This window comes from Bradyrhizobium sp. SEMIA (assembly GCF_014844175.1).
In the GTDB taxonomy this organism is placed as follows: domain Bacteria; phylum Pseudomonadota; class Alphaproteobacteria; order Rhizobiales; family Xanthobacteraceae; genus Bradyrhizobium; species Bradyrhizobium arachidis.
The window spans coordinates 4,986,294-5,010,851 of the sequence record NZ_CP046601.1 but is presented as its reverse complement, the minus strand read 5'-3'; the positions used below and the strand labels follow the sequence as shown (position 1 = coordinate 5,010,851).

The window sequence follows — 24,558 nt, the reverse complement described above, 5'->3', positions numbered from 1 at the left end:
CGGAGCTCGCAATGGCTAACGTCACCCTGCGCAACGTCCGCAAGACCTATCAAGGCGGCTTCGAAGCAATCAAAGGCGTCAACGTCGACGTCGGCGACGGCCAGTTCTGCGTGCTGGTCGGCCCCTCCGGCTGCGGCAAGTCCACGCTGCTGCGCATGGTCGCAGGGCTCGAGACCGTCACCGGCGGCGAGATCGACATCGGCGGCCGCGTCGTCAACCAGGTCGAGCCCGCCGATCGCGACATCGCGATGGTGTTCCAGAACTACGCGCTCTATCCGCATATGAGCGTCTTCAACAACATGGCCTACGGCCTACGCAACCGCGGCATGGCCGAGGCCGAGATCAAGACCCGCGTCGAGCAAGCCGCGCGCGTGCTCGAGCTCTCCGCCATGCTGGAGCGCAAGCCGCGCCAGCTCTCCGGCGGCCAGCGCCAGCGCGTCGCCATGGGCCGCGCCATCGTGCGCCAGCCGAAGGTATTCCTGTTCGACGAGCCGCTCTCGAACCTCGACGCCAAGCTGCGCATCGCGATGCGCGTCGAGATCCGCAAACTGCAGCGCCGGCTCAACACGACGTCGATCTACGTCACCCACGACCAGCTGGAAGCCATGACGCTCGCCGACGTTCTCGTCGTGATGAATGGCGGCCAGGTCGAGCAGGTCGGCAATCCCCTCGCGATCTACGAGAAGCCGGCGACGACCTTCGTCGCCTCCTTCATCGGCGCACCGCCGATGAATCTGATGTCGACGCGTCCCGAGGAGATCGAGTCGCAGCTCGGCGGCAGCGCAGACGGAGTCGGCATTCTGGGCATCCGCCCGGAGGATTTCCTCATCACCGACGAGACACCAGCCGGCGGCGTGGCGCTGCCGTTAACGGTCGAGGCCATCGAGCGCGTCGGTGCCGAGACCTTCGTCTACGGCTCGCGCGAGCAGGACGACCAGCGCGTCGCCGCCACCCCTGGTGAGCTGCCCCCCGGCGAGGTCATCGTCCGCATCCCCGGAACCGAGGCGCCCGCCATCGGCGCGAGGATCCGCGTCGCGGCGGTCCGGGCGAAGCTGCATTTGTTCAGCGGCGACGGGCGGACGCGGATCGAGGCCTGACGGGTTCCGAGGGCCGCCTGATCAAGACCGCGAAAACAACCCCATGCACAGTAGAGGGGGTCCCTGTTTTCATTGAGATAAATCGCCTGCCAATTCGTCATGCCTGCGCCCCCGCGGCTATGACGAATTGTAAGCATTTTATGCGATGGCAGGGCCGCGGGCGGCAGAACGCCCCATCCACAGCCCCCCGCTACGTCCTTGAACCGACACGGGGATATGACCATATTGCTGACCAAGGGGTGCCTTGATCGGGCCCCGAAGCACCAAAGTCGCTTCGAGAGGACTTTGTAAACTATGTCTCGTGTTCCCACGCTTTCCAGTCCGTTCCTTCTGGGCTTCGACGAGATCGAGCGCGTGCTCGACCGCGTCGTCAAAGGCGCCGACGGCTACCCTCCCTACAATATCGAGAGGTGCGGCAGCGCGGACGGCCAGCCCGAGCGGTTGCGCATCACGCTGGCGGTCGCCGGATTCACCCGCGACCAACTCGATGTAACCATTGAGGAAAACCAGCTCGTGATCCGCGGGCGGCAGCAGGACGACAAGGCCCGGCAATACATCCATCGCGGCATCGCCGCGCGCCACTTCCAGCGCACCTTTGTGCTGGCGGAGGGGATGCTGGTGCTGGGTGCGGATCTGAAGAACGGGTTGTTGTCGATCGACCTGGCCCGGCCTGAACCGGAGAGGATCGTTAAGACAATCGCTATCAATGAGCACGAATAATGGAACGAGTAGCGGACTCGACCGCTTAGTTCGTTAGAGGAGTCGAGACCATGAGTGAAGGTCACGTTGCGTTCGAATACGAAGCCAAGAATGTCTCCCCGGAGACGCTGGCAACCCTTGGCGAAGGCCATATCGCCTATGTGAAGCAGATCCGCTCCGAGGATGTTCCGGGCCTGTTTCCCGAGGCGCCGAAGATTGCGCCGGGCCTCAAGCTGTTCGCCCTCCACGCCGCCGACGGCACGCCGATCATGCTGACCGACAGCCGCGAAGCCGCGATCGCTAACGCCTGGAGCAACGAGCTGCAAGCCGTCAGCGTGCACTGAGCGCGCGCGTCGCACGAAAAGAGTTTTGCGGGCATGCCTTCAGACGAAGGCATGCCCGTTTTCATTTGTGAGGTGCTGCTGCTAGACGGTGGTCATGGACCAGCACATGCCCATCCCGATTGCGATATCCGAGTTGTCATCCGGCGAAGCGCTGGCCGAGACGATGCTGTCTCTCAACAACAACCATGCAGAGGAATTGTCGTGGCTTGAGCGCGAGCGGCTGCAAGACCTCGTCGCGCAAGCGTTCTACGCCTGCAGGATCGGCGACCTCGATGCTTTCCTGATCGCACTCGATCAAGACGGGCAATACGACAGTCCGAACTTCCTGTGGTTTCGATCCCGCTACGCGCGCTTTGTCTACGTCGACCGGATCGTGGTCGCAGCATCCGCGCGCGGCATGGGATGCGCGCGCCGGCTTTACGCCGACCTGTTCGATCGCGCGGCCGAGGCCGGACACGATCGCATCGTCTGCGAGGTCAACCAGCATCCTCCGAACCCGGCGTCAGACGCTTTCCATGCCGCCCTCGGATTTACCGAGGTCGGAAGCGCGAGCATTCACGACGGAAGCAAGACGGTCCGCTATCTCTCGCGCCGGCTGTAGACAGACGAAACGGCCGCCGCTCTTACCACGCGTAGCGCACCACGCCCTTGCCGGCAAAGCTGCGCGTAACGTTCGAGAATTCTCCTTCGAACGTTGCAGCAGCGGCCCAGCCGTTCAGCCATGTCTTTTCGACGGACGCCGTCACGAGCACGGAGTCGGCGGCTTGCGCCGCGCCGTTGACGACGAAGCTCGAACCGGGCAGCGCCTGGAAGGTCGCGCCGATCGCGCGGTCGGGATTGAAATCATGGGCCCAGGCGAGGCGGCCGCGCAGCGTGGTGATGCCGTCGGCCATGGCGAAGGATTGGTCGGTGCGCAGGCCGAGCTCGCTCCGGGTGTCGGTGACGCTCCTGGCGCCGTAAGTCAGAGCAAACGCGTTGTTGCCGGTGATCGCCTGCTCCGTATAGGCCGGCAGATCGAACGTGGTGAACTGCGCGGCCGCATAGGGCGTGAAGCCGATGCCGCCGATCGCGGGCGTAACGAAGCGATAGCCACCTTCCAGCGGCCGGAATACGCATTCGCGTTGAAACGCGCCTGGAGATGATCGAGGCCTGCAATGGTGACATTGCGATCGGTGGTGATGTCCTGCCAGCCATAGGCAAGTGCGCCCGCGACATAGGCGGCGCCTGCATTGTGGCGCACGAAGGCGCCGGCCTGGAACAGGTCGGAGCGGCCGGTGCCGCCATTCGCCACCGAGAAGCTTGTGCCACCGCCGGCGAGCGCGAAGCCAGCCACGGTGTTCGGCGAGAACCAGTAATCGGCGCCCGCGGTCGCACCCGCAATGCGGCTGGTAGCGGCGTTGGCGCCGAGCGTTGCGTTGGCATCGGTGGTTTGCGAGCCGCCGAAGCCAGCAGCCCACACATTCCAGCGCTGCTCGAAGGCCTGCACCGGAGCTTTACGATAGATCGCGGCGTAGGCGTCACGCTCGGCGCCGGTGCGCTTGCGGCCGGCGGCATAAGCGAGCGCGTCGCTGTCCTCAGCCGCATAACCCGCAGCGCCACTGGGCGAACGCGGATCGCCGCGACCGGCGACGAACGGATCGGTCAGCACGCCCATGAACATGTTCATGGCGTTGAACGTGGTCTGCTGCGTGCCGGTCGCCGTCTCGCCCGAGACCTGCGTCAGCGCATTGAGCAGAGGGGTGCCCGACAGCGCGAACAGGGCATTGAAGCTAGCCGACATCGCAGCGCCGCCGAGCAGCGCACCGTCGATTCCGGCCGCGACGCTCCTCTGATTGATGTTGGCATTGCCCGGCAGCGAGGGCGAGAGCGTGCCGGCATCAAGCGTCAGCAGCACGTCGCTGCCGACATAGCTCAGCCGCGCGTTACGGGCAAAGCTGTTGGCGGTGAGGAATTCGGCGCCGGTGAAGCTGCCGCTCACCGAGCCCGCGCTCATGATCGTGTAGGTCGTCGTCGCCGACACCCGCGTCAGCGGATCCACCACCACCTTGCCATTGATGCTGGCGACGCCCGTGACGATGGTCTTGTCGGAGGTCGCGCCGGAGACTTGCACCAGATAGGTCGAGGCCGCCGTCATGGTCAGGCTCGCCGTGGTCAGCGTGCCGATCGAATTGCCCGGCGCCAGCGTGCCGCCATTGATGGCGACGGCACCGAGAATGCCGTTGCCACCGAGCGTGCCGCCTGCATTCACCGCGAGGCTGCTGACTGAGGAGAGATCGCCGTTCACCGCCAGCGTGCCGCCGTTCACCGTCACCGGTCCGGCATAGGTCGCGGCGCCCGTGAGCGTCCAGCTCGACGACCCCGTCTTGTCGAGCAGCGCCCAACCGGTCGAGATCTGGCTGACGTCGAAACTGTTGCTCCCGCTGCCCGCGAAACGGAAGGTGTCCGTGCCATGGCCGATCGCGAGGCCGACGAGCTTTGCGTTCGGCCCGTCCATCACGAGAAGGTTGTTGCTGCCGGAACCGAAGCGCACCGCGGTGCCGGTGAGGCCCGTGATGCTGCCGGCATTGATGACCGTCGAGACGCCGGCCGTGAGCGTGCTGACACCAACCACGTTACCGATGATCGTGCCGCTGTTCGCGATCGTGACATTGCCCGTCGAGGAAAATGCTCCAATGCCGACACCGCCGCCACTGTTCCATGTGCGCAAGGTCGCGCCCGATCCGATCGTGACGTTGATGTCGCCGCTGCTCGACCCCACACTGATGGCGTTCGAGCCGGGAAAGTTCGAGCGAACCGTGCCGCTGGTGACGGTCACCGTATTGGTTCCGGCTTGCGTGATGGCCAATACGCCTTCGCCAGCGCTCGACGTCACGTCCCTGGAGGTGGTCACGGTCGACGTACCCGCACCGACGACCGACGTCACGATGGCAATCCCGCCGGAGGAGATGACGCCGTCACGTGCGATCACGATGTTGCCGTTGCCGCCGGATGCGGTCGCGTGAATGCCCTGGCCGCCCGCCGTGATGTTGCCGCTTCCGGTCACCGTCACGTCGCCGCCACCGGTTGCTCCTGCACTGATGCCGAGGCCCGACGTCACGTTGCCGCTGCCGGTGACGGTCACACCGCCGGTGCCGCTGGTCGCAGCGTCAATGCCGATGCCCCCGGCGCCGGTGGTCACGCTGCCGTCGCTCGTGACAAGCACGGAGCCGCTGCCCGTATTCGAGGCACTGAGGGCCGTGCCAGCGGCCGTGTTGATGACGCTGCCGCCACCCGAATAGCTGACGGCCCCGCCGTTGCCGACAAGGCCGATTGCGGAGACGGCCGCCTGGTTCGTCGTCACGACGCCGTTGTTGGTCATCGTGATGGTCCGGCCGGAGCCGGTCGGAGCAAGCTGAAGACCGAACCCGTTGACGGTGGTGTTGGCGGTGACGGTGCCGATCGTATCGGCATTGAACGATTGCACCCGGTCGTTGGTCGCGGCGTTCGGGCTGGTGCTGTTGGTCGTATTCGCGGTCGTGATCGTGCTGCCGGGCGCGTCGCACAGCACGATGACCGGGCTGGAGCCGCTGGTCGAGCAGGATTGCGCCAGCGCGCTCCCCGGATAGCCGGCGATCGCTGCAACGAACACGCCTGCAAAGGCCGTGCTCGCGAGCAACGAGCCACGCCGCTTCGGCGCATCAAGATCAATCGGCGATGAAAGGACGCGCGGCGCGCCATGCGCCGGAATCTGTTTCGACATGCCCCCACCAACTTTTTTGCCGCCGTATCGGCTGAATATTGGAGGCCTTGCCGGCAGATCACTGGAGATTGCAGGGGGCGCATGACGCCCGCAAGGTGTGCCGCCAGCTCCGCCACCAATTCACTTTTTCTGTGTCCGACCGGACACAGTGTTACCGGCGCGCGTTCGTCCGGGGGCGGCGCATTCCAGGTGGCGGCCAGCCTTTGCCCTAAAGCGCGATGAGATTGGGATGAATCTTCATCGCGCTTTAGGTTGTTGTTTGCGCATGATCTTTTCGGAAAACCGCTGCGCACTTTTCCGGATCATGCTTTAGACGTGCGTAGCCCGGTGCTTATTCCCAACTCACGAAGTCGTTTTCTATTTGACTGAGGCGCGTGCAATCGTCGCAAATACGAGCCGGAAGGGCGGATTCGACGGCCCCGCATCGAACGTGACCAAGAATTCAGTCGGGCCGCTCGTGACCTCTGCTCCGGACAGGGCAGCTGGCGATCACGGAGCGTTCGACCCGCATCAGCTTCACACCAGCTTCGCGCCAGAAACTGCCGCAACGGGACGCTACGGCCGTACTCGGTGGATTCCGCACACATAGCGCGGTCAGCAATTTTTACCTGGTTCCTTCTGGTCACCACATGAATCGCCAAGAGCGCCGGGCTGCGGCCAAGCAACAGTTAAAAACGGTCGCACCACGAGCCTTGCCGCAGCATTTCGAGGCCTTGAAGCAAGGCCAATCGCTGTTTCATCTCGGCCGCTACGCCGAAGCGCTGGAATGCTTCGACCTGTTCGAGCGGCACAATCCTGGCATCGCGCCGCTGTATCAGACGCGCGGGCTTTGCCTGCAGCGGCTGGGCCGGTTCGCGGAGGCGCAGGCCGATTTCGAGCGGTCGATTGCGCTCGCCCCCCTCGAGGCGGAGACGCACAAGAACCTCGGCACTCTTCATTCGCGGCTGGGCCGAATGGAGCAGGCCTTTGCCTGCATCGATCGCGCAATCGCGCTTCGTCCGAATTTCCCCGCAGCGCTGACCGAAAAGGCGCGGGCGCTGTGGAGCATGCAATTGCTGGACGAAGCTTTCGCGGCCCTCGGCGCGGCGCTTTCGGCCGATCCGGTCAATGCGCACACGATCTGGCATCTCGCGCTGCTCCAGATGCTGACCGGAGATTTCGAGCGGGGCCTGTTGGGACGCGAGGCGCGCTGGAAAGCCTCGCTCGGCCTCGTCGATCGCGGCTTTTCCGCACCGCTCTGGCTTGGTGACACGCCGATCGCAGGCAAGACCATCCTGCTGCATGCCGACGAGGGATTCGGCGATTCGATCCAGTTCGCGCGCTATGCGCCGATGGTGGCCGCACTCGGGGCTCAGGTCATCCTGGAGGTGCCGCCGCCGATCCAGCCGCTTCTGCAAGGCATCAGCGGTGTCGCAGCATGTATCGGCCGATCGGCCGCGGCTTCGACCGCGTTCGACCTGCACTGTCCGCTTGGAAGCCTGCCGCTGGCGCTCGCAACGCGGCTCGACACGGTTCCGTTCGCGGACGCTTACCTTCCTGCCCCGCCGGCGGCGCGGGTGAGGGCGTGGGAAGACCGGCTTGGCGCCCGCGATCGCCTCCGCGTCGGCCTCGTCTGGTCGGGCAATCCGGATCACAACAACGATCACAATCGATCGATCGCGTTCAACACGCTCGCGCCCCTGCTCGACTGCGACGTCCAGTTCGTCTCGCTGCAAAAAGGCGTCCGGGATCAGGACCGGGCCTTCCTCGCCGAACGCGGTGATATCTTTGACCTGACGGATCATCTCACGGATTTCAGCGAAACCGCGGCGCTGATCGGCTGTCTCGACCTAGTGATCGCAGTCGACACCAGCGTCGCTCACCTCGCCGGCGCGCTGGGCGCGCCGGTCTGGACCATGCTGCCCTTCAACCCGGACTGGCGCTGGTTGCTCCATCGCGACGACAGCCCGTGGTACCGGTCGATGCGGCTGTTCCGACAGCCGAAGCGGGATGACTGGGCCAGCGTCGTGGACTGCGTTCGGCGCGAGCTCGATGGGCGGGTTTCCGAATGGCGGTCGGAAGCACGGCAACTCCAGAGCAAGGCCCCGATCGCCAAACCGCTGGATGCAGTCGTCGCGAACTACCTCGGCCATATGCACCGGCAACACGGGCGCACGGACGAGGCTGTGCTGCACTTCCAGCGGGCATTACAGCTGTATCCGCAATATCTGGAAGCGGCGAACAGCTGCGGACGCCTGTTGTTCAGTCTCGGACGGTATGCGGAAGCGCTCGAATGCCTTGATGTAGCCGGGAAGCCGGACCCGAATTTCGCACTCCTGCATCAAATTCGCGGCGATTGCCTCCAGGAGATGAAGCGGTTCGAGGAAGCGGAGGCCGCCTACGAAACGTCCATTGCGCTCGACGCCAGCCTGGCGGACACGCACAACAAATTTGGCGTGCTTCATGTGAAGCTCGGCCGAATGGACCAGGCCTTGGCGTGTTTCGATCAGGCGCTCGAGCTTCAACCGGCTTTTTCCGGAGCCCTTTCCAACAGGGCATTGGTATTGCTGAATCTGCAATTGCTGGATGAAGCTTTCGCGACCTTTGGCAGATCGCTGACGGTCGACCCGGGCAATGCGGTGGCGACCTACAATCTTGCGACACTACAGTTGCTGACGGGGGACTTCGAGCAAGGCTGGCTTGGACGCGAAGCGCGCTGGAAACTTCCTGTCGGTTTGCTCAATCGTGGTTTTTCCCAACCTGTTTGGCTTGGCGACCAACCGATCGAAGGCAAGACCATATTGCTTCATGCCGACGAGGGATTCGGCGACGCCATCCAGTTTGCGCGCTATGTCCCCATGGTGGCCGCGCTCGGAGCACGGGTCATCCTGGAGGTCCAGCCTCCGATCCAGCAGCTGCTGGCCGAGGTCTCCGGCGTCGCAATGTGTGTCGGCCGACCGTCCGCGGCGTCGCTGCCGTTCGACCTCCACTGTCCCCTTGGAACCCTGCCATTGGCGCTCAAGACACGGCTTGATACGATCCCGAGCCCGGAGCCGTACCTTCCTGCGCCCCCCCTGGCGCGCGTGAAAGCGTGGGAAGACCGGCTTGGCGGGCGCAATCGCTTCCGCGTCGGTCTCGTCTGGTCGGGCAATCCGGCGCACAAGAACGATCACGACCGATCGATCGCACTCGAGACGCTTGCTCCCCTCCTCGATTGCGATGTTCAGATCGTCAGCTTGCAGAAGGGCCCCCGGGATCGGGACAAAGCCTTCCTCGACGAACGTCCTGATATCGTCGACCTCACGGATCATCTCACGGATTTTTGCGACACAGCGGCGCTGATCGGCTGTCTCGATCTGGTGATTACGGTGGACACCAGCGTCGCTCACCTCGCCGGCGCGCTTGGCGCGCCGGTCTGGACCATGCTGCCTTTCAACCCGGACTGGCGCTGGCTGCTCCACCGCGACGACAGCCCGTGGTACCGCTCGATGCGGCTGTTCCGGCAGCCGAAACGAGACGACTGGGCCAGCGTCGTGGACAGCGTTCGGCGCGAACTGGAGCACCTGGCGTCCGCGTGGCGCAGCCGCGACGTAGCGAACGACGAAGGGCTAAAGCATGATCCGGAAAAGTGCGAAGCGGTTTTCCGGAAGGATCATGCGTAAACAACAACCTAAAGCGCGATGACGATTCATCCAAATCTCATCGCGCTTTAGCTGCACGCGCAGCCCTCAGCCCTCCACCCGGTACAGCCGCCACCGCTCCGGCACGCCCTTGAGCTGATGGCTGCCATGATCCCTGAAGCGGATCGTGGACGGCGTCTTCATCAGGTCCTTGACCGCGCTCGACACCAGGACTTCGCCGGCGCGCGCCTTGGCCGCGACGCGCGTGCCGATGTGGAAGGCGAGACCGACCATCTCGCCGCCGCTAATGGTGTACTCGCCGGCATGCAGCCCCACCCTGATCTCGAGGCCCAGCGTGCGCACGGCCCTCTGGATCGCGGTCGCGCAATTGATGCCGGCGGCCGGCGCCTTGAAGGTCGCGAGCACGCCGTCTCCGGTCGTCGTCACCTCCTTGCCGCGCGAGCTCTTCAGCTCCTTGCGCACCGCGGCGTAATAGTGGCCCATCACCTTGGTCCAGCGGGCATCGCCGAGCTTTGCTGCTTTCGCGGTTGAGCCGACGATGTCGACGATCAGGATGGTGGCGAGCGCCTGCTTGAGCTCGGGGCTGGACGCGGCCGATCGGGGACGGTTCGTGATGGACCCGCTGAGCGGCTCATAGCGATGGCTGCGGCGCCGCGCGATCGCGGATTTCGCGTAATCCTGGGCGCGCTCTGCGCTGCCGCAACGGACCGTCTTCTCCTGCGGCGTACGGCTCCAGTAGACCTTGCGCCCCTTGCCAGCGCCGTCCACCTCCACCGCGCCCCATTTCAGGAAGATCATCGAGCCGACGCGCCTGACACACCACGCCTTCGACGTGTACCCGGAGACGTTCGACTGATGGAGACCGATGCGAAGGAATTTTGGCATGACCATGCGGCCGATCGCAGGAACGTCTGGCTGACCTGGGCCAAAACGTAATCGGACATTGCCGCGTTGGCAACGGTGCTTGCCGGCACGCTGCTCGGGTCTCCGCAGCCTAGGCTCCCTTGCCGTCGCCTCGCCCGCCGATCGTGCAGCGCCAGGCGGCCAGACGTTCGGCCGGGTGCTGCGCCATCCATTCGGCGAGCTGCGGCGCGCCCATCAGGCAGGACTGCATCGTCACATCGGCGAAGTCCGAGGTCGTGACGATCTGTTCATGGCAGTCCGCCGGAGAGGCAAGACGACAGAGCACGGCAATGATCCGGATCATCTCACGCGAGCTCCTTCGACCAGTCGTACCCGCTTCTGGCGGCCGAGCGCGTCACCGGCCGCGCTGCATCGGCGGTCGAAGCCTTTTCGGCGCGGCGCTGATAATCCTCGGCCAGCATCTTCAGCCGTGCCGCAACCGCATCGTCAGTCATGCTGCGGGCCGCGCGGAGCAGGCTCTGCGCCGTTTCCATATATTCCTTGCCTCGTCGTGACATCTGGAGCGTCATGGGATCCTCATAGGGTTTTCTGCAGGCCTGCCGAAGGCGATCGGGAAACGGCCCACCCAGTTTCGATCATCCTGACGGCGCGCCGCGAAACGTTCGACGCACCTCTTCGAGCAAAGAGGCCTGTGCCACGCGTAGTACCGGACGAGGCCGAATTTGCCGTCGCAGACTGCGCATCGCCCGGTTCGACTGTGAAGGGTTTCGGAGCAGGTTGGCATTGAAGCCTCCTCTGTTGTCACGCCGGATGTCGCCAACGAAACCACCTTAGGAGTCCTGCGCGGCAATCTCTTTCAACCGGGCCTCTCCATTTGCCCATCCGCACGACGTGCCGCCTCGCTGATGAAGGGCGAGCCGTGCAAGCGTGCGTTTGCGCAACCGGCAGAGCAGAAAACGCCCGGCGTCCGGATTTTCGTTCGATCTCGGAAAATGCCGCGACAAGGCAGGCCTGATCGCGGGCGCAGGCATTCAAGCCGGCCCTGACCGAACATGAAGATAAGTGAACGAGGACCGGCCCGACCTCGCGCGTGTCAGCCGGGAAACGCGAACAGCTCGATCGGATCGCTGAAGCCGCGCACCTCGTATTTGCCGACGCGCTCCAGCTCGAATTTCGGCTGGACCAGCTCGGCGAAGTCGCGCGAGAGCAGCACGCTTCGCCCGATCTGCTTGGTCAGCGCTTCCAGGCGCGAGGCCATGTTGACGGCGGGGCCGATCACGGTGAAGTCGAGCCGGCTCATTGATCCGATATTGCCGTACATGACATCGCCGACATGGACGCCGATACCGTAGTTCAGCGGCGCGCGGCCGGTGCCGTTGTTGCGCGCGTTCAGCGCGGCCATGGCGTCGCGGGCTTCGTTGACGGCATGCAGCAGGTTGGCGCAGGCACCAGGCTGGCTGAGCGGGAAGATCGCGAGCAGGCCGTCGCCGATAAATTTCAGGATCTCGCCGCCGTGCTTGGCGATCGGCTCGGACATCGCGTCGAAATAATCGTTGAGGAGGTCGATGACGTCGTCGCGCGGCCAATTGTCGGAGATCTTGGTGAAATCCCGCAAGTCGCAGATCATGATCGCGGCGCGCACCGTGGTGCCGGTGCCGCGCCTGGTGGCACCGGCGAGGATCAGCTCGCCGGCATGGGAGCCGACATAGGTCTCGAGCAGCGTTCGCGCCAGGCGGTTCTTGATGCGGATCTCGCTGACCAGCGCCAGCACCGGCAACACATTCTTCAAGGCCGCGACATGCGCGTCGTCGAAACCGCCGGGCCGGTCGGTCGCGAAGGTGACGAAATGTCGCTTGCCAAGGGTGTGATGGAGCGGCCAGACGACATAATCGGTCAGGCCCTTCGCGCGCATCTCGTCATAGATCGCATGCTTGCGGCCGAGCGACGGATCGCCCTCGAGCCTTTCGCGTAGCTCGGTCGCGCCGTCGATCATTTCATTGATGGGGCTACCGATGAACTCGGATCGCTCGACGACGTCGAAGTCCACCCGCGTGATCGTCGCCTCACGCATGCCGTCCGACCACAGGAAGCCGGCGCCGAGCCATTGCGGATGCTGTATCCGGACGTGCATCGTCGCCCGCTTGAGCGGAATGCCCGCCTGCTGCAGGCGGATGCACATCTCGGCGAAGATGTTGTCGATAAAGCGCTGGTCGCGCGTGCCGTTGATCAGCCAGTCGACGACGCCGTCGGACAACGTGGCGGAGGGTTTTGTGTCTGGCGCGCTCATATCCTGCCCTTCGCGGCGATCCTGCATCAGGGCAGATATCGTGCTCCGGCGACGCGGCGTCAACCTGGCCAGTTGCGTAGATTGTACGCAGCGGCCGGGGCGCTGGCCGTTCAGCCGACGAGCTGGATCGACGCCAGCACCGCAAGTCCCGACACGAAGGCCAGCCTGGCCGCCCTGGTCAGCTCGACCTTCAGCGTGCAGCCCCCAGGGATGACGAAATCCTCGCTATTGAGACGAATGCCGCAATCGCCGGAAACCGCGTAAACCAGATGCGTGCCGGCGGCAAGCTCGCGTTCGCCGGGTTCCCTGAGCGCCACAAGCGCGATCTCCGCCGCACCGCGCCGCGCCATCAGATTGACGACTTCGACGGGCCCCGCCTCGAGCGCGGTGACGATCTCGAGCTCACCGGCGAAGCGCACGGTCGTGAAGGGTTCACGCTCGTCGAACTCCTGCCCCGGTGCTTTCAGCACCAGGCCGCGTCCGGCGACCACCATCTGCAAGCGGTCGATGCCGGGCATGTAGGAGAAGGGACCGGGCGCCACGATCGGCGTCGAGGCGAAGCGCCACAGCAGGCTGCTCCAATCCTTCACCGGCGCGTCGGTGCGGTGCGCCCCCGCGATGTCGGTGAAGATGCCGCCGCCGTTCTTCCAGGGCGAGCGGGTATAGTCTTCGGAGGTCAGCAGCGTGGTTTTCATGGGGTGAAGCTGTCTTGGAAAAGCGGGTGAGCCGATGTCATCCGCGCACCATGCGCGGTGAAACTCTCAACCCGCTATAGGCGCAACTCGCCCTACGGACAAGGCGTGCCGGCGCTGCCCCACTCCTCAATGAGCTTGCCGAGCTGCTCCGCCGAATAAGGCGGCCTTCGCACCGGCTCCACCGTCCATGCCCAACGTACCAGAGGCTCCGTCGTGACGTGATGAACGAGATCGGCGATCGTCTTGCGATCGCCGTTGCTCTCGGGGTCCTTGAATTGCTTGCAGATCTCGGCACTCGACTTGCCGAACCACTGCATCTTGACCGGCGCGAGCTGCCACTCCGCCTCGCCCTTTGGGCTCGTGGCCCCCGGCGGACCGTGCGGCGTCAGCGAGTTTTGCTTCGAGTGGCACGTCGTGCAGGCGAGATAGTTGATGCCGTCGTCGCCGCCTTCGGCACTGATGTGCATGCCGTGCGGCCGCGGCGCGGCTCCGTATTCAGGCCCGGACCACATCGGCACCCGATCGGGTCCGACGTGACAATTGGCGCAGCGCGGGTGCGAGAACACCTCGTGGATCTTGCCCCAAAGCGCGAGGCCAGGCGCGGACTCCTCGGCCAGCGCCTGCGCGGGACCCGCAACCAGCAGGATGGCGAGCGCGTAGCGGATCATCGGCCCCTCCCCTCAGACGAACCTGATCTTCGGATGCCTGATCAGCGGCAGCTCGTACGCCCGGTTATTGGTCGCGGCGAAGATGGCGTTGGCAAGCGCGGGCGCGGCCGGCGGAACGGCCGGCTCGCCGATGCCGCGGATGTGTTCGAGGCCGGTGTTTTCCAGCGGCTTGACCTCGATCTGCGGCGCCTGATAGAGGCGCATGCCTTCATATTGGTGGTAGTTCGTTTGCATCGCCTGGCCGTCCTCATAGGTCAGCTCGGCATTCATGGCGTGGCCGAGCGCCCAGATCACGGCGCCCTCGACCTGGTTCGTCAGATTGTCGGGGTCGAGCACCTTGCCGACCTCGGCGGCGACGAAGACGCGCCTGATCGCGATGGCATCGCCAACCTTCTCGACCTCGACCACTTCGGCAACCGGCACGCCGAAGGACAGCGTGAAGGCGAGCCCGCGGGCGCGGTTGGCGCCGGGATTGCTGCCCCAGTTCGACATCTCGCCGACGGCCTTGAGCACCTTGTGCGATGGCGCGTACACAGGATTGTTCGCGCACAGCCGCAGCCGCTCCTCCAGCGGATCAGCGCCCGCGGCATGGATCAGCTCGTCGAGGAAGCACTCGTGCATGAAGGCGTTGCCGGACGCACCGACCGAGCGCCAGGAGCTGACCGGCACCAGCTCAGGCACGCGATAGCCTCTCACACGGTAATTCGGGATCGCGAACGGCTGATCCCAGGCGCCCGCCACGATCGCCGCATCGGGCAAAGGAAACGGCAGGTTCAGCCGGCTGAATTGCGAGGCGTTCACGGACGGCGCGGCGATGGCGAGATCATAGGCCTCGACCTGGCGATTCTTCACCGTCCCGCGCATGCGCGCGACGGCGAGCGGCCGCGGGAGGTCGTGGGTCATGTCCTCCTCGCGCGTCCATGTCATCTTGATTGGCGGCCCCTGATAGGCCATCGCGAGCTCAATGCTCTGGCGCACATAATCGTCCTCGAGGCGGCGGCCGAAGCTGCCGCCGCAGAGCTGCGCGTGAACGTGAATGTCGTCTTCCGGCAGCCCGGTCATCTCCCGCGCGGTCTTGACCAGGAACGCCGGAATCTGCGTCCCCGTCCAGATGTCGAGGCGACCGCCCCTGAGCTGGACCACGGCATTCATCGGCTCGAGCGGGGCGTGGGCGAGATAGGGCACGCGGTATTCGGCCTCGATCGGCTTGACGGCGGCGAAAGCAGCATCGACGTTGCCGTCGTTCCTGGAGATGATCAGGCGGCGCTCCGGGACGAAGGACGCCCGCACCGCGTCGAACATCGCCGCGCTGCTGGCCGGATAGGGCGCGTTGCCCCAACGGCATTCGATCTGCCTCGCAGCCTCGAACGCGCGCCAGGTGTTGTCGGCGATGACGCCGACGCCGCCCTTGACCGGCACGATCTTCAGCACACCCCTCGCCTTCAGAGCCTTCGAATCGTCATAGCTGCGCAGGACGCCGCCGAGGCGCGGATTGGTGCAGACCGTGGCGTAGACCATGCCGGGCAGGCGGATGTCGATACCGAAGGTCGCGGTGCCCGTGCACTTGGCCATCATGTCGATCCGCTGCATCGGCTTGCCGAGATAGCGCCAATCCTTCGGATCCTTCGGCACGATGCCGGACGGCACCTCGATCGTCGCCGCCGTCTCGGCGAGAGACGCGTAGCTGAGCGCGCTTCCGTCCGGCAGGATCACCGTGCCGTCCCGCGTCGCGAGCTTGGCTCTCGCAACGCCAGTCTGCTTCTCAGCCGCAAGCAGCAGCACCTCGCGCGCGGTCGCGCCGGCCACACGCAGCTTCTGACAAGCGTCGGCGACGGTCGATGAGCCACCCGTCAGTTCGAGACCCAGAATCTTGCCGGCACCCTGGCCAATGATCTCCGCAACGGAATTGAAATGACCGAGCACCGAGAACGGCACGCCCTCCCGGACCACCGTGGTATTGGCATAGGCCGAGCTCGGCGCGCCCGGATCGACCTTGATGTCGTTCCAGGCGATGTCCAGCTCCTCGGCAAGCAGCGCCGCCTGCACCGAATAGGCGCCTTGGCCGAGATCGGCGCGCGGCGTTATGAGGGTGACGCCGCTCTGGTCGATCCGCACATAGGGCGTCAGCATGTGCTCGCCCTTTTTGAGGCCGTTCGTGAGGCGCCGGTTCACGCGGAACGGCTCGGTATAGTAGAAGCCGAACACGAGGCCGCCCGCCACGCTGGCCGCTCCGAGTAGCGCAAGGCGCCGCGAGATCGTACCGCGCGCGCGCTTCACGACTTTTGTCCTTGCAGCCGGGCGGCAGCGGTCCTGATCGCCGCGCGGATGCGCGTGTAGGTGCCGCAGCGGCACAGATTGGCCGACATCACGTGATCGACCGTCACGTCGAAATCCTTTTCGGCGAGCGGCGGATTGCCTTCGACCAGCCTGGCCTGCAGCAGGGCGGCCGCGGCCATGATCTGCCCGGGCTGGCAATAGCCGCATTGCGCCACCTGATGCTCGATCCACGCCGCCTGCACCGCATGAAAGGCCTGCGTGTCCAGCCCGGCGATCGTGGTGATCTCGGCGTCGTCCTTGACGTCGCCGATCCTGAGCGAGCACGACCGCACCGGTCGGCCACCGACATGCACCGTGCAGGCGCCGCACGTCGCAATGCCGCAGCCATATTTCGGGCCGGTTTTGCCGAGCTCGTCGCGCAGCCACCACAACAGCGGCATGTCGCCCTCGACATTCACATCATGCGGCTTTCCGTCCACCTTCAGCTGGCGCATGACCGCTCCGGAAAACAGATGGTTCTGACGAAATCAATCGCCGGCTAACCGGCGTAGCTCAACTTCAGGCTTCAATATGCGGGTCATTATCGCGCGGGATGGACTCCCTGGCAAGACGTGGCTTGGTGGTCTTTCACGCTGAATTCACGCGAGGTGCGGGGCGCGGCTCACTCCTTCCCGCCCTTCAGCTTCGGCAGGGTCTCCACGATCTTCTGCTTGCCGTCGACGATCTCGGCGAGGAAGCTGGCGCGGTCGATGTCGCCGTTCTGGTCCCAGCTTGCCTCCATCAGCATGCCCGGCGCCTTGTCGGGCGTCAGCGTCAGGCCCTTCATTGCAGCGCCAAAGGCCTTGCTGTCGAACTTGCCGATCTTCTCGGTGACGTATTTGACGAGATAGACAGCGGTGTAGCCCTTGATGCCGTTGTGGTCGGGCCGGTATTTGAAGCGCTCGGTGAATCTCTTGGTGAACTCCTCGATCGCCGGCACCGGCGCGTCGGCGGACAGGCCGACATGGCCGCGCACGCCGTTGGCGGCGGGACCGGCGAGCTCGACCACCTTCTGGCTCAGCAGCGTGGTCTCGCCGAACAGCGGCGTCGACAGACCCTGCCGCCTGGCCTCGATCAGGAAGCGCGCGCTCTCCTCCTCGTTGGTGTAGACGAACACGGCATCCGCCTTGGCGCCCTTCAGCTTGATGACGTCGGAGCCGAAATCGACCTGGCCCTGCTCGGTCGAGATATCGGCCGCGACCTCGATATTGCGCGCCTTCATCTCCTTCAAAAAGTTGTCGCGGCCGCCCTTGCCGAAGTCATTGTTGACCCAGACAAGCGCCACCGACTTCACCTTGAGCTTGTCGTGCAGATAGTTGGCGATCTTCGGCATCGAAAATTGCTGACCGAAGGCGGTGCGGAACACCCAGGGGTTACCCTGCGTGGTGATGTCGGCGGCCTCGGCACCGACGATCTGCGGGATCTCGGCTTGTTGCGTCAGCGCCATGTTGACCTTGACCGAGCCGGAATAGATCGGCCCGAGCACGACGTAAGGGTCCTTGTCGAGGACCTTCTGCACCTGCGCGCGCGAGATGCCGGGATTGCTCTGGGTGTCCAAATGCTCGGTCTGGATCGTGCGGCCGAGAATGCCGCCCGCATTGTTGATCTCGTCGATCGCGAGCGCGACGCCGTCGCGCCAGTTGGTGCCGGAGACCGCGCCGGGGCCGGAGAGCTCGATGACGTCGGGGATGTAGACCGTGCTCTGTGCCTGCGCAGCACCGGTGCCCATCGCCGCTGCGATCGCGACGGCGAATGTCCCTAAAAGATGCCTCATGATGTTCTCCTCCCCTTCGCTTTCTTTTTATGATCCGTCGAAGCCGAGCAGTTTCGCCGGCGTTCGCCACAGCAGGCGATGCTGGTCGCCCGCGTCCGGAAACAGTTTTGGCAGCACCGCGAGCAGCGGGCCGTAGTCGAGCCTTTCGGCTGCGCGCAGGAACGGATAGTCCGAGCCCCAAACGCAGCGGTCGAGGGTGAAGGCATCGACCAGCGCTGCGATGAACGGCCAGGTGTCCTCATAGGGATGCGGCAGCTGCGAGAATTTGTAATAGCCCGACAGCTTCACATGCGCGTCGCGCTCGCGGCCGATCGCGAGCAGCGTCTGGAAGGCCTTGCCTTGTGACCCTTGCGCGACCGAGGGCCGCCCGCAATGATCGAACACCAGGCGCACATTCGACTTTTCAATGAGCGGCAGCAAGGCGAGCAACTGGTCGTGCTCGACCTGGACCTGAAGAAACAGGTCGAGGCTGACCAGCTTCTCCAGCAGCGGCGCCGCCTTGAGATAATAGTCGGCGCCGTGGAACGGCACGTTGAAGGCGATGCCGATGACGCCGGCGGCCTTCAACCGTTCGAGCTCCTTGATATCGACGTCGTTCTCGACGACGGCGACGCCTTTGAAGCGGCCGCCGCCCTGCTTCAAGGTGTCGAGTAGGATGCGGCTGTCGCTGCCATAGCCGGTGTTGGTGGCGACGACCAGCGCGTGCCTGACATCGAAGGCATCGAACACGCGGAGAAGCTGCGCCGCGGGCGCGATCTCCTGCCCACTCGGCCGGTACGGCGTGTCGTCCGAATAGGGAAAGCGGACGGGATCGATGGCGTGGATGTGGCAATCGATCCTGGGGGACGCCGGCAGTGTCATGGCGCGAACTCCCGGCCTGCGGTTCAGAACGTCGCCTCGATCGCCTTGATCAGCTCGGGCGTCACGTCGGGCATGACACCGAACCAGGCCTTGAAGGCGAGCCGGGCCTGGTTGAGCAAAAGGCCGAGCCCGTTCACGGTGACGCAGCCGCGCGCGCGGGCCTCGGCCAGGAACGGCGTCTCGAGCGGGGTGTAAATGAGATCGGCGGTGAGTGTCGTAGGATTCAGGCGCGACAGGTCGATCTCGAGCGCGCTCTTGCCGACCATGCCGCGGTCGGTGCAGTTGACGAGCAGTGCGACATCGCCGAGCGCGGCGGCGCGATCATCCCACGCAATGGTGCTGACGGCGGCGCCGAATTCCCTGGCGATCGCCTCCGCCTTCTCGGCCGTGCGATTGGCGATCCGGATCTCGCGCGCGCCGTTCTCCAGCAGCGCCACGACCACCGCGCGCGAGGCGCCGCCCGCGCCGAGCAGCAGGATCGGCCCGGCATCGCCGCGCCAGTCCGCCCTGGCATCGCGCAGGCTCTGCACAAAGCCGTTGCCGTCGTTGTTGAACCCGGAGAGCGTGCCGTCCTGCTCGACCACGATGGTGTTGACGGCGCCGATGCGCTTTGCCGTCTCGTTGACGCGGGCGAGCAGCGGCATCGCCGTCTGCTTGTGCGGCATGGTGACGTTGCAGCCGCGGAAGCCGAGCGCAATCAGCCCATCGAGCGCATCCTCGAGCCGCTCCGGCTTGACCGCGAGCGGCACATAGCTGCCGCGGATGCCGTGGGCCTTCAGCCAGTAATTGTGAATGACGGGCGAGCGCGAATGCGCGACCGGCATGCCGATTACACCTGCCAGTCCAAAACCACCCTGCGACATGCCTGCGCTTCCCTTCCTCGTCATGCGACCATTTTCTTTGGTCATTTGTCCAAGACAATTAGAGGGAATGGCTAGCAGGCGCAATGTGAATCTGGGGTGGCGCGGCACCTACACCCAGCGACGTCATCTTGAGGTGCGCGCTTTTGCGCGCCTCGAAGGATGGGCTGCGAGCGCGCCTGTGGCCCATCCTTCGAGGCTTCACCTTGCGATGCGGGTGCATCGCAAGGTGAGCACCTCGGGATGAGGTCGGGTGATTGTGGCGACGATTGAAATTCGTCATGCCCGGGCTTGACCCGGGCATCCACGTTCTTGGTGCTGCGAATAAGTCGTGGATGGCCGGGTCAAGCCCGGCCATGACGATAAGAGCTACATCCCGCTCAGGCCGCTATCCACCGCGAGCGTCTGCGCGGTGACGTAGACGCTTTCGTCCGACAGGAAGAACAGCACGGCGTAGGCGATCTCCCAGGCAGTCGCCTGACGGCCGAACGGGACGTGGCCCTTGCCGCGGTTGGGGCGCCCGGCGCCGGCTTCGCGGCCGTTGGGGGTGTCAACGAGGCCGGGATAGACGAGATTGGCGCGGATGCCGCGGCGCGCGCCGAGATGGGCGATGTTGCGCATGAGGCCGCCGAGCGCTGCCTTGGATGAATCGTAGACCGCCATCTGCGATCCCGCCTTCAGCGCGGCGATGGAGGAGATGAAGACGACCGAGCCGCCGTTGTCGAACTTGGGCATCGCGGCGCGGCAGCACAGCATGGGACCGCGGACGTTGACGTCGTAGATCCTGTTCCACTCCTCTGGGCTGACATTATCGAGCCCCGTTTTGCCGAAGGTGCCGATGTTCAGCACCATGCCGTCGAGGCCGCCCATGGCGCGGTGCGCTTCCTCGATCATCCGCGTCACGTCGGCTTCGCTCGTGACGTCGGCCGTGATGGCAAAGCCCTCGCCGCCTTCATCGGTGATGTGCTTGACGGTCTGCTGCGCGGAGGTGCGGTTGAGGTCGGCAACCGCGACTTTCGCGCCCTCGCGCGCGCACAGAATGCTCATGGCGCGGCCGTTGCCGATCGGATCCGTGGCCGCGTCGAACACTCGCTGGCCGCCACCGACGATCAGGATGCGGCGGCTCTTCAGGCGGCCTCTGCCCGGCGCTTCGCCCAACGACTCCGCGCTCGGCGGACGAACGTAGCGCTCCGGCTTGCTCTCGGTCTCGCTCATCCCAGCCGCCTATTTCTTGCCGCCGTCATAGACCTTCATGCCGGCCGCGGGATCGAGATCGGTTTCGGTGGCCTCGGTGAGCCGCGCCATCATCATGTAGAAGCCGAGCGCGACGATGGCTTCGACGATCTCCTGGTCACTGAAATGCGCGCGAGCAGCCGCGAAGGTCGCTTCGGGCACGCGGACATTCTCGACCACCTCGCGGCCAAACTTCAGCAGCACGCGCTCGGCCTCGTTCAATGCGGCCGCGTCGTAGTCGCTCCGCTCGACCGCATCGACCTGCGCCTGCGTACAGCCGACGCCGAGCGCGATCGGCACGTGCTGGCGCCATTCATAGGCGCCGCCTTCGAGCTGCGCGGCCTGGAGGATCAGCAGTTCGCGGTTGACCGCGCTGAGCTTCTGCTTGTGCAGGATCGAATTGCCGAGCCGCATTGCCGGGATCATGTTGGCCTCGGCATGGGCCATCATGCGGAAGATGTTGAGCTTGACCGGCATGCGGTCGAACGAGGCGCGGATGTCGCCGCTCGTCGTCTCCGGATCAATCAGGGGCAGCCTTGCCACGCGCCTCTCCCTTTGTTTTTCGTTTCTTGTTGTCGTCGTTGCCACCGTCCGCCGAAATCAGCGACAGGAAGAAGGCGAGATAGCGGTCGATCGCCTCGAGCACCTTCGACCGCGGCGACGGCGCTGCGCCCATCACGTAGTGCTCGAGGCGGATGTAGATGAGACCGGCCGCGAACAGCCGTGCGGTCTCGCGCGGATCGGTGGTCGAGACCAGGCCGGCGAGCGCAAAGCCGCGAAAATAGTCCGTCATCATGCTCTGCTCGCGCGCGTAGAAATGATCGGCGAATTTGGCGCGGATGCCGGGCACGCGGTTGCGTTCGGCGGTGATCACCTTCTGGAACTGGTGCTCGCGCGGGTCGGACCATTGCTCGACGAGGTCGAGCGCGAACTGCCGGCAGAACGCAGCGGGCTGGCGCGCGAGCTGCTTGTAGCGCGGCTCCTCCAGCCGGCTCGCTGAGCTTGCGGGGCCGTGCTCGCTGACGATCGCTTCCAGGATCGCGGCCTTGCCCGAAAAATGATTGTAGAGGCTGCTCTCGCGGATGCCGACGCGGCGGGCGAGCTCGCGCATCGAGGCGCCGCCATAGCCGCTCTGCGCGAACAAATTCAGCGCTTCAGACAGGATGCGCTCGCGGGTCGTGGGCGCAGCCGCTTCCGCCGCGCTGGAGGTGTGGACAGCCATGACGGCTTGACTAACGAACGATCGTTCGCTAGTCAACCGTGCGAACGATCGTTCGTTTCGCCAGTCTGGCGGCAACGGTCGCGGCCCGCAAGTCTACTTCGGGCGCTGTTCTCGCGTTTCAACTCCGCACCAATGAGAGGCGGAGAGCAAATTTGGGGAGACGACGTCATGGCGCGCTTTGCCCGCCTTCGCTTGTCCGCGGCCTGCATCCTGTTGCCGCTGCTCGCGGCCAGCACCGCGTCTGCTCAAACCGCGAAATACGATCCCGGCGCCGACGACAAGACCATCAAGATCGGCACCACCGCACCGCTGAGCGGCCCGGTGTCGGCCTTCGCCCAGATCGCAAAATCCGCCGAAGCCTATTTCCGCAAGGTGAACGACGACGGCGGCGTCAACGGGCGGCGCATCCAGATGATCATTGCGGATGATGCCTACAGCCCGCCGAAGACGGTGGAGCAGACGCGCAAGCTAGTCGAGAGCGACGAGGTGCTGCTGATCTTCGGCGGCGTCGGCACGCCGACCAACAGCGCCGTGCACAAATATCTCAACGACCGCAAGGTGCCGCAGCTCTTCCTCGGCTCGGGCGCGGCGAAGTGGGACGACCCGAAGAATTTCCCCTGGACCGTCGGCTGGCAGCCGACCTATCGCGACGAGGCGATCGCCTACGCCAGATACATCAAGGCGAGCCACGCCACTGCGAAGATCGGCGTGCTCTACCAGAACGACGATCTCGGCAAGGACTATCTGAAGGCGCTGGAAGAAGGGCTCGGCGGCGGCGAGGCCATCGTCGCGCGCGCGGCTTACGAGACCTCGGCACCGACGGTCGACACCCAGATCCTGCAACTGAAGACCGCGGGCGCCGATGTGGTGCTGGTGGCGGCGACGCCGAAATTTGCGGCGCAGGCGATCCGCAAGATCGGCGAGATCGGCTGGAAGCCCACGACCATCATCTCCAACGTCTCCGCCTCGATCAGCGGCGTGCTGGAGCCGGCCGGCAAGGACAATGCCACCGGTGTCATCTCCAGCCAGTACCTGAAGGACGCGACCGATCCGGCAAACAAGGATGACCCCGGCTACAGGGAATGGCTGGCGTTCATGGACAAGTACCTGCCGGACGCCAACAAGAGCGACTGGCTCAATGTCTATGGCTACACCATCGCCCAGACGCTGGTGACGGTGCTGAAGGCCTCCGGCAACGACCTCACCCGCGCCAATGTGATGAAGCAGGCGACGTCACTCAAGGACGTGCACCTGCCGATGCTGATCAACGGCACCGCCGTGAACAACTCGCCGGAGCGCTATACACCGATGACGAGCCTGCAGCTGATCCGTTTCGACGGCTCGCGCTGGGTGCCGTTCGGCGACCTCCTGAAGAATTGAGCCGATGCGGCAGGTGACAATCGGCAGCATGCGGGTGGATCTCGTCAGCGAGATCCCTTCGCTCGCCTTCGACAAGACATGGTTGTTCGCCAACGTCACCGACGAGGTGATCGCCGAGAACCGGAGTTGGCTCGATCACCGCTATATCGAGCCGGAGACCGGCCGCTTCATCCTCAGCCACCATTCCTATCTCGTCCGCACGCCGCGCTGGACCGCCATCGTCGACACCTGCTGCGGCAATCACAAGCACCGGCCGCGCGTGCCAGCGTGGAATAATCTGAACCAGCCTTACCTGGAGAACATGCAGGCGCTGGGCGTTGCTCCCGAACAGGTCGACTTCGTGATGTGCACGCATCTGCATGTCGACCACGTCGGCTGGAACACGCGCCTCCTCGACGGGCGCTGGGTGCCGACCTTCCCCAATGCGCGCTATCTGATGGGACGCGAGGAGTACCGGCATTTCGAAGCCGCGCACAATGCCGCGCCGAAGAGCCCGGTGAACCACGGCTCATTCGAGGATTCCGTGCTGCCGGTGGTCGCGGCGGGCCTCGCCGAGCTCGTCGAGACCGACCATCGCCTGTTTGGGGATCGCGACGCCGCCTTGCGCTTCGCCGCGGCGCCAGGCCACACCGCCGGCAACATGCAGATCCATCTCAATGGCGGCCACGATCATGCGGTGATGTCGGGCGACGTCATCCATCATCCGATTCAGTGCGCGGCGCCGTGGCTCTCGAACGCCGCCGATGTCGATCCGGCTGCCGCGGTCGCGACGCGGATGGCGCTGCTGGATGAGCTGGCAGACACGCCGAGCTATCTGCTCACCGGACATTTTCCGGCGCCGACCGCAGGCCGCGTGATCCGGCACGGCGATGCCTACCGATTTCGTTTCGAGGATTAGG

The 24,558-nt window shown here is 64.9% G+C and carries 21 protein-coding genes and 1 pseudogene; 7 read left to right on the top strand and 15 right to left on the bottom strand.

Features of this window, described 5'->3' with window-relative positions:
• Positions 1-11: 11 nt before the first annotated feature.
• The 4 genes from FOM02_RS24465 to FOM02_RS24450 all read left to right on the top strand — a co-directional run bounded on the left by FOM02_RS24465 (position 12) and on the right by FOM02_RS24450 (position 2,741).
• Complete coding sequence (locus FOM02_RS24465; protein WP_027561589.1) at positions 12-1,097, top strand: sn-glycerol-3-phosphate import ATP-binding protein UgpC; 1,086 nt, start codon at positions 12-14, stop codon at positions 1,095-1,097.
• Positions 1,098-1,391: 294 nt separating this feature from the next.
• Entirely contained in the window at positions 1,392-1,817 is a 426-nt protein-coding gene (locus FOM02_RS24460) for an Hsp20 family protein (protein WP_027561590.1), read from the top strand.
• 50 nt (positions 1,818-1,867) lie between these two features.
• Positions 1,868-2,140: a DUF1150 family protein gene (locus tag FOM02_RS24455; RefSeq protein WP_007598581.1), complete on the top strand. Its 273-nt coding sequence runs from the start codon at positions 1,868-1,870 to the stop codon at positions 2,138-2,140.
• Positions 2,141-2,246: 106 nt separating this feature from the next.
• Entirely contained in the window at positions 2,247-2,741 is a 495-nt protein-coding gene (locus FOM02_RS24450; RefSeq protein WP_027561591.1) for a GNAT family N-acetyltransferase, read from the top strand.
• Between the two features lie 22 nt (positions 2,742-2,763).
• Here FOM02_RS24450 and FOM02_RS24445 read toward each other — a convergent pair.
• Positions 2,764-4,634, bottom strand: a pseudogene (locus FOM02_RS24445) (autotransporter domain-containing protein).
• A 1,874-nt stretch (positions 4,635-6,508) separates the two neighbouring features.
• Between FOM02_RS24445 and FOM02_RS24440 the strand changes: the two are divergent.
• Complete coding sequence (locus FOM02_RS24440) at positions 6,509-9,520, top strand: tetratricopeptide repeat protein (RefSeq protein ID WP_084334729.1); 3,012 nt, start codon at positions 6,509-6,511, stop codon at positions 9,518-9,520.
• Between the two features lie 66 nt (positions 9,521-9,586).
• Here FOM02_RS24440 and FOM02_RS24435 read toward each other — a convergent pair whose 3' ends face one another.
• The 14 genes from FOM02_RS24435 to FOM02_RS24370 all read right to left on the bottom strand — a co-directional run bounded on the left by FOM02_RS24435 (position 9,587) and on the right by FOM02_RS24370 (position 22,279).
• Complete coding sequence (locus FOM02_RS24435) at positions 9,587-10,384, bottom strand: adenylate/guanylate cyclase domain-containing protein (RefSeq protein ID WP_027562615.1); 798 nt, start codon at positions 10,382-10,384, stop codon at positions 9,587-9,589.
• 109 nt (positions 10,385-10,493) lie between these two features.
• Positions 10,494-10,706 carry a hypothetical protein gene (locus FOM02_RS24430; protein ID WP_027562614.1) on the bottom strand — a complete coding sequence of 71 codons (213 nt, stop codon included), beginning with the start codon at positions 10,704-10,706 and terminating at the stop codon, positions 10,494-10,496.
• Position 10,707: 1 nt separating this feature from the next.
• Positions 10,708-10,932 carry a hypothetical protein gene (locus tag FOM02_RS24425; protein ID WP_051378372.1) on the bottom strand — a complete coding sequence of 75 codons (225 nt, stop codon included), beginning with the start codon at positions 10,930-10,932 and terminating at the stop codon, positions 10,708-10,710.
• A gap of 524 nt (positions 10,933-11,456) precedes the next feature.
• Positions 11,457-12,650, bottom strand: coding sequence for an adenylate/guanylate cyclase domain-containing protein (locus FOM02_RS24420; RefSeq protein WP_027562613.1), 1,194 nt, complete (start codon positions 12,648-12,650; stop codon positions 11,457-11,459).
• A 110-nt stretch (positions 12,651-12,760) separates the two neighbouring features.
• Positions 12,761-13,345, bottom strand: a complete 585-nt coding sequence (locus FOM02_RS24415; protein ID WP_027562612.1) for a HutD family protein — start codon at positions 13,343-13,345, stop codon at positions 12,761-12,763.
• Between the two features lie 92 nt (positions 13,346-13,437).
• Complete coding sequence (locus tag FOM02_RS24410; RefSeq protein WP_027562611.1) at positions 13,438-14,013, bottom strand: hypothetical protein; 576 nt, start codon at positions 14,011-14,013, stop codon at positions 13,438-13,440.
• A gap of 12 nt (positions 14,014-14,025) precedes the next feature.
• Positions 14,026-16,290 carry a xanthine dehydrogenase family protein molybdopterin-binding subunit gene (locus tag FOM02_RS24405; RefSeq protein ID WP_027562610.1) on the bottom strand — a complete coding sequence of 755 codons (2,265 nt, stop codon included), beginning with the start codon at positions 16,288-16,290 and terminating at the stop codon, positions 14,026-14,028.
• On the bottom strand, positions 16,287-16,784 hold the full coding sequence (locus tag FOM02_RS24400; RefSeq protein ID WP_027562609.1) for a (2Fe-2S)-binding protein: 498 nt from the start codon (positions 16,782-16,784) through the stop codon (positions 16,287-16,289). Before FOM02_RS24400 ends, FOM02_RS24405 begins: the two co-directional genes overlap by 4 nt.
• A 167-nt stretch (positions 16,785-16,951) precedes the next feature.
• Entirely contained in the window at positions 16,952-18,103 is a 1,152-nt protein-coding gene (locus FOM02_RS24395) for an ABC transporter substrate-binding protein (protein ID WP_027562608.1), read from the bottom strand.
• Between the two features lie 27 nt (positions 18,104-18,130).
• Positions 18,131-18,964: an amidohydrolase family protein gene (locus FOM02_RS24390; RefSeq protein ID WP_027562607.1), complete on the bottom strand. Its 834-nt coding sequence runs from the start codon at positions 18,962-18,964 to the stop codon at positions 18,131-18,133.
• 23 nt (positions 18,965-18,987) lie between these two features.
• Complete coding sequence (locus tag FOM02_RS24385; protein ID WP_027562606.1) at positions 18,988-19,827, bottom strand: shikimate dehydrogenase; 840 nt, start codon at positions 19,825-19,827, stop codon at positions 18,988-18,990.
• 366 nt (positions 19,828-20,193) lie between these two features.
• Positions 20,194-21,039, bottom strand: a complete 846-nt coding sequence (locus tag FOM02_RS24380; protein ID WP_027562605.1) for an SDR family NAD(P)-dependent oxidoreductase — start codon at positions 21,037-21,039, stop codon at positions 20,194-20,196.
• A 9-nt stretch (positions 21,040-21,048) separates the two neighbouring features.
• Positions 21,049-21,600, bottom strand: coding sequence for a carboxymuconolactone decarboxylase family protein (locus tag FOM02_RS24375; RefSeq protein WP_027562604.1), 552 nt, complete (start codon positions 21,598-21,600; stop codon positions 21,049-21,051).
• Positions 21,578-22,279 (bottom strand): TetR/AcrR family transcriptional regulator, encoded by a 702-nt coding sequence (locus FOM02_RS24370; RefSeq protein ID WP_265440057.1) that lies wholly within the window; start codon positions 22,277-22,279, stop codon positions 21,578-21,580. The genes FOM02_RS24375 and FOM02_RS24370 overlap by 23 nt, the downstream gene beginning before the upstream one ends.
• Positions 22,280-22,447: 168 nt before the next feature.
• Here FOM02_RS24370 and FOM02_RS24365 point away from each other — a divergent pair, with 168 nt between their 5' ends.
• Positions 22,448-23,659, top strand: coding sequence for an ABC transporter substrate-binding protein (locus FOM02_RS24365; protein WP_027562603.1), 1,212 nt, complete (start codon positions 22,448-22,450; stop codon positions 23,657-23,659).
• 4 nt (positions 23,660-23,663) lie between these two features.
• Entirely contained in the window at positions 23,664-24,557 is an 894-nt protein-coding gene (locus FOM02_RS24360; protein WP_027562602.1) for an MBL fold metallo-hydrolase, read from the top strand.
• Position 24,558: the final 1 nt, after the last annotated feature.

Coding starts and splice junctions, on each gene's coding strand:
- FOM02_RS24440 (WP_084334729.1), top strand. CDS start 6,509: ATGAATCGCCAAGAGCGCCGGGCTGCGGCCAAGCAACAGTTAAAAACG.
- FOM02_RS24425 (WP_051378372.1), bottom strand. CDS start 10,932: ATGACGCTCCAGATGTCACGACGAGGCAAGGAATATATGGAAACGGCG.
- FOM02_RS24465 (WP_027561589.1), top strand. CDS start 12: ATGGCTAACGTCACCCTGCGCAACGTCCGCAAGACCTATCAAGGCGGC.
- FOM02_RS24435 (WP_027562615.1), bottom strand. CDS start 10,384: ATGCCAAAATTCCTTCGCATCGGTCTCCATCAGTCGAACGTCTCCGGG.
- FOM02_RS24385 (WP_027562606.1), bottom strand. CDS start 19,827: ATGTCGCAGGGTGGTTTTGGACTGGCAGGTGTAATCGGCATGCCGGTC.
- FOM02_RS24365 (WP_027562603.1), top strand. CDS start 22,448: ATGGCGCGCTTTGCCCGCCTTCGCTTGTCCGCGGCCTGCATCCTGTTG.
- FOM02_RS24430 (WP_027562614.1), bottom strand. CDS start 10,706: ATGATCCGGATCATTGCCGTGCTCTGTCGTCTTGCCTCTCCGGCGGAC.
- FOM02_RS24460 (WP_027561590.1), top strand. CDS start 1,392: ATGTCTCGTGTTCCCACGCTTTCCAGTCCGTTCCTTCTGGGCTTCGAC.
- FOM02_RS24380 (WP_027562605.1), bottom strand. CDS start 21,039: ATGAGCGAGACCGAGAGCAAGCCGGAGCGCTACGTTCGTCCGCCGAGC.
- FOM02_RS24420 (WP_027562613.1), bottom strand. CDS start 12,650: ATGAGCGCGCCAGACACAAAACCCTCCGCCACGTTGTCCGACGGCGTC.
- FOM02_RS24415 (WP_027562612.1), bottom strand. CDS start 13,345: ATGAAAACCACGCTGCTGACCTCCGAAGACTATACCCGCTCGCCCTGG.
- FOM02_RS24410 (WP_027562611.1), bottom strand. CDS start 14,013: ATGATCCGCTACGCGCTCGCCATCCTGCTGGTTGCGGGTCCCGCGCAG.
- FOM02_RS24455 (WP_007598581.1), top strand. CDS start 1,868: ATGAGTGAAGGTCACGTTGCGTTCGAATACGAAGCCAAGAATGTCTCC.
- FOM02_RS24450 (WP_027561591.1), top strand. CDS start 2,247: ATGCCCATCCCGATTGCGATATCCGAGTTGTCATCCGGCGAAGCGCTG.
- FOM02_RS24400 (WP_027562609.1), bottom strand. CDS start 16,784: ATGCGCCAGCTGAAGGTGGACGGAAAGCCGCATGATGTGAATGTCGAG.
- FOM02_RS24360 (WP_027562602.1), top strand. CDS start 23,664: ATGCGGCAGGTGACAATCGGCAGCATGCGGGTGGATCTCGTCAGCGAG.
- FOM02_RS24370 (WP_265440057.1), bottom strand. CDS start 22,279: ATGGCTGTCCACACCTCCAGCGCGGCGGAAGCGGCTGCGCCCACGACC.
- FOM02_RS24395 (WP_027562608.1), bottom strand. CDS start 18,103: ATGAGGCATCTTTTAGGGACATTCGCCGTCGCGATCGCAGCGGCGATG.
- FOM02_RS24390 (WP_027562607.1), bottom strand. CDS start 18,964: ATGACACTGCCGGCGTCCCCCAGGATCGATTGCCACATCCACGCCATC.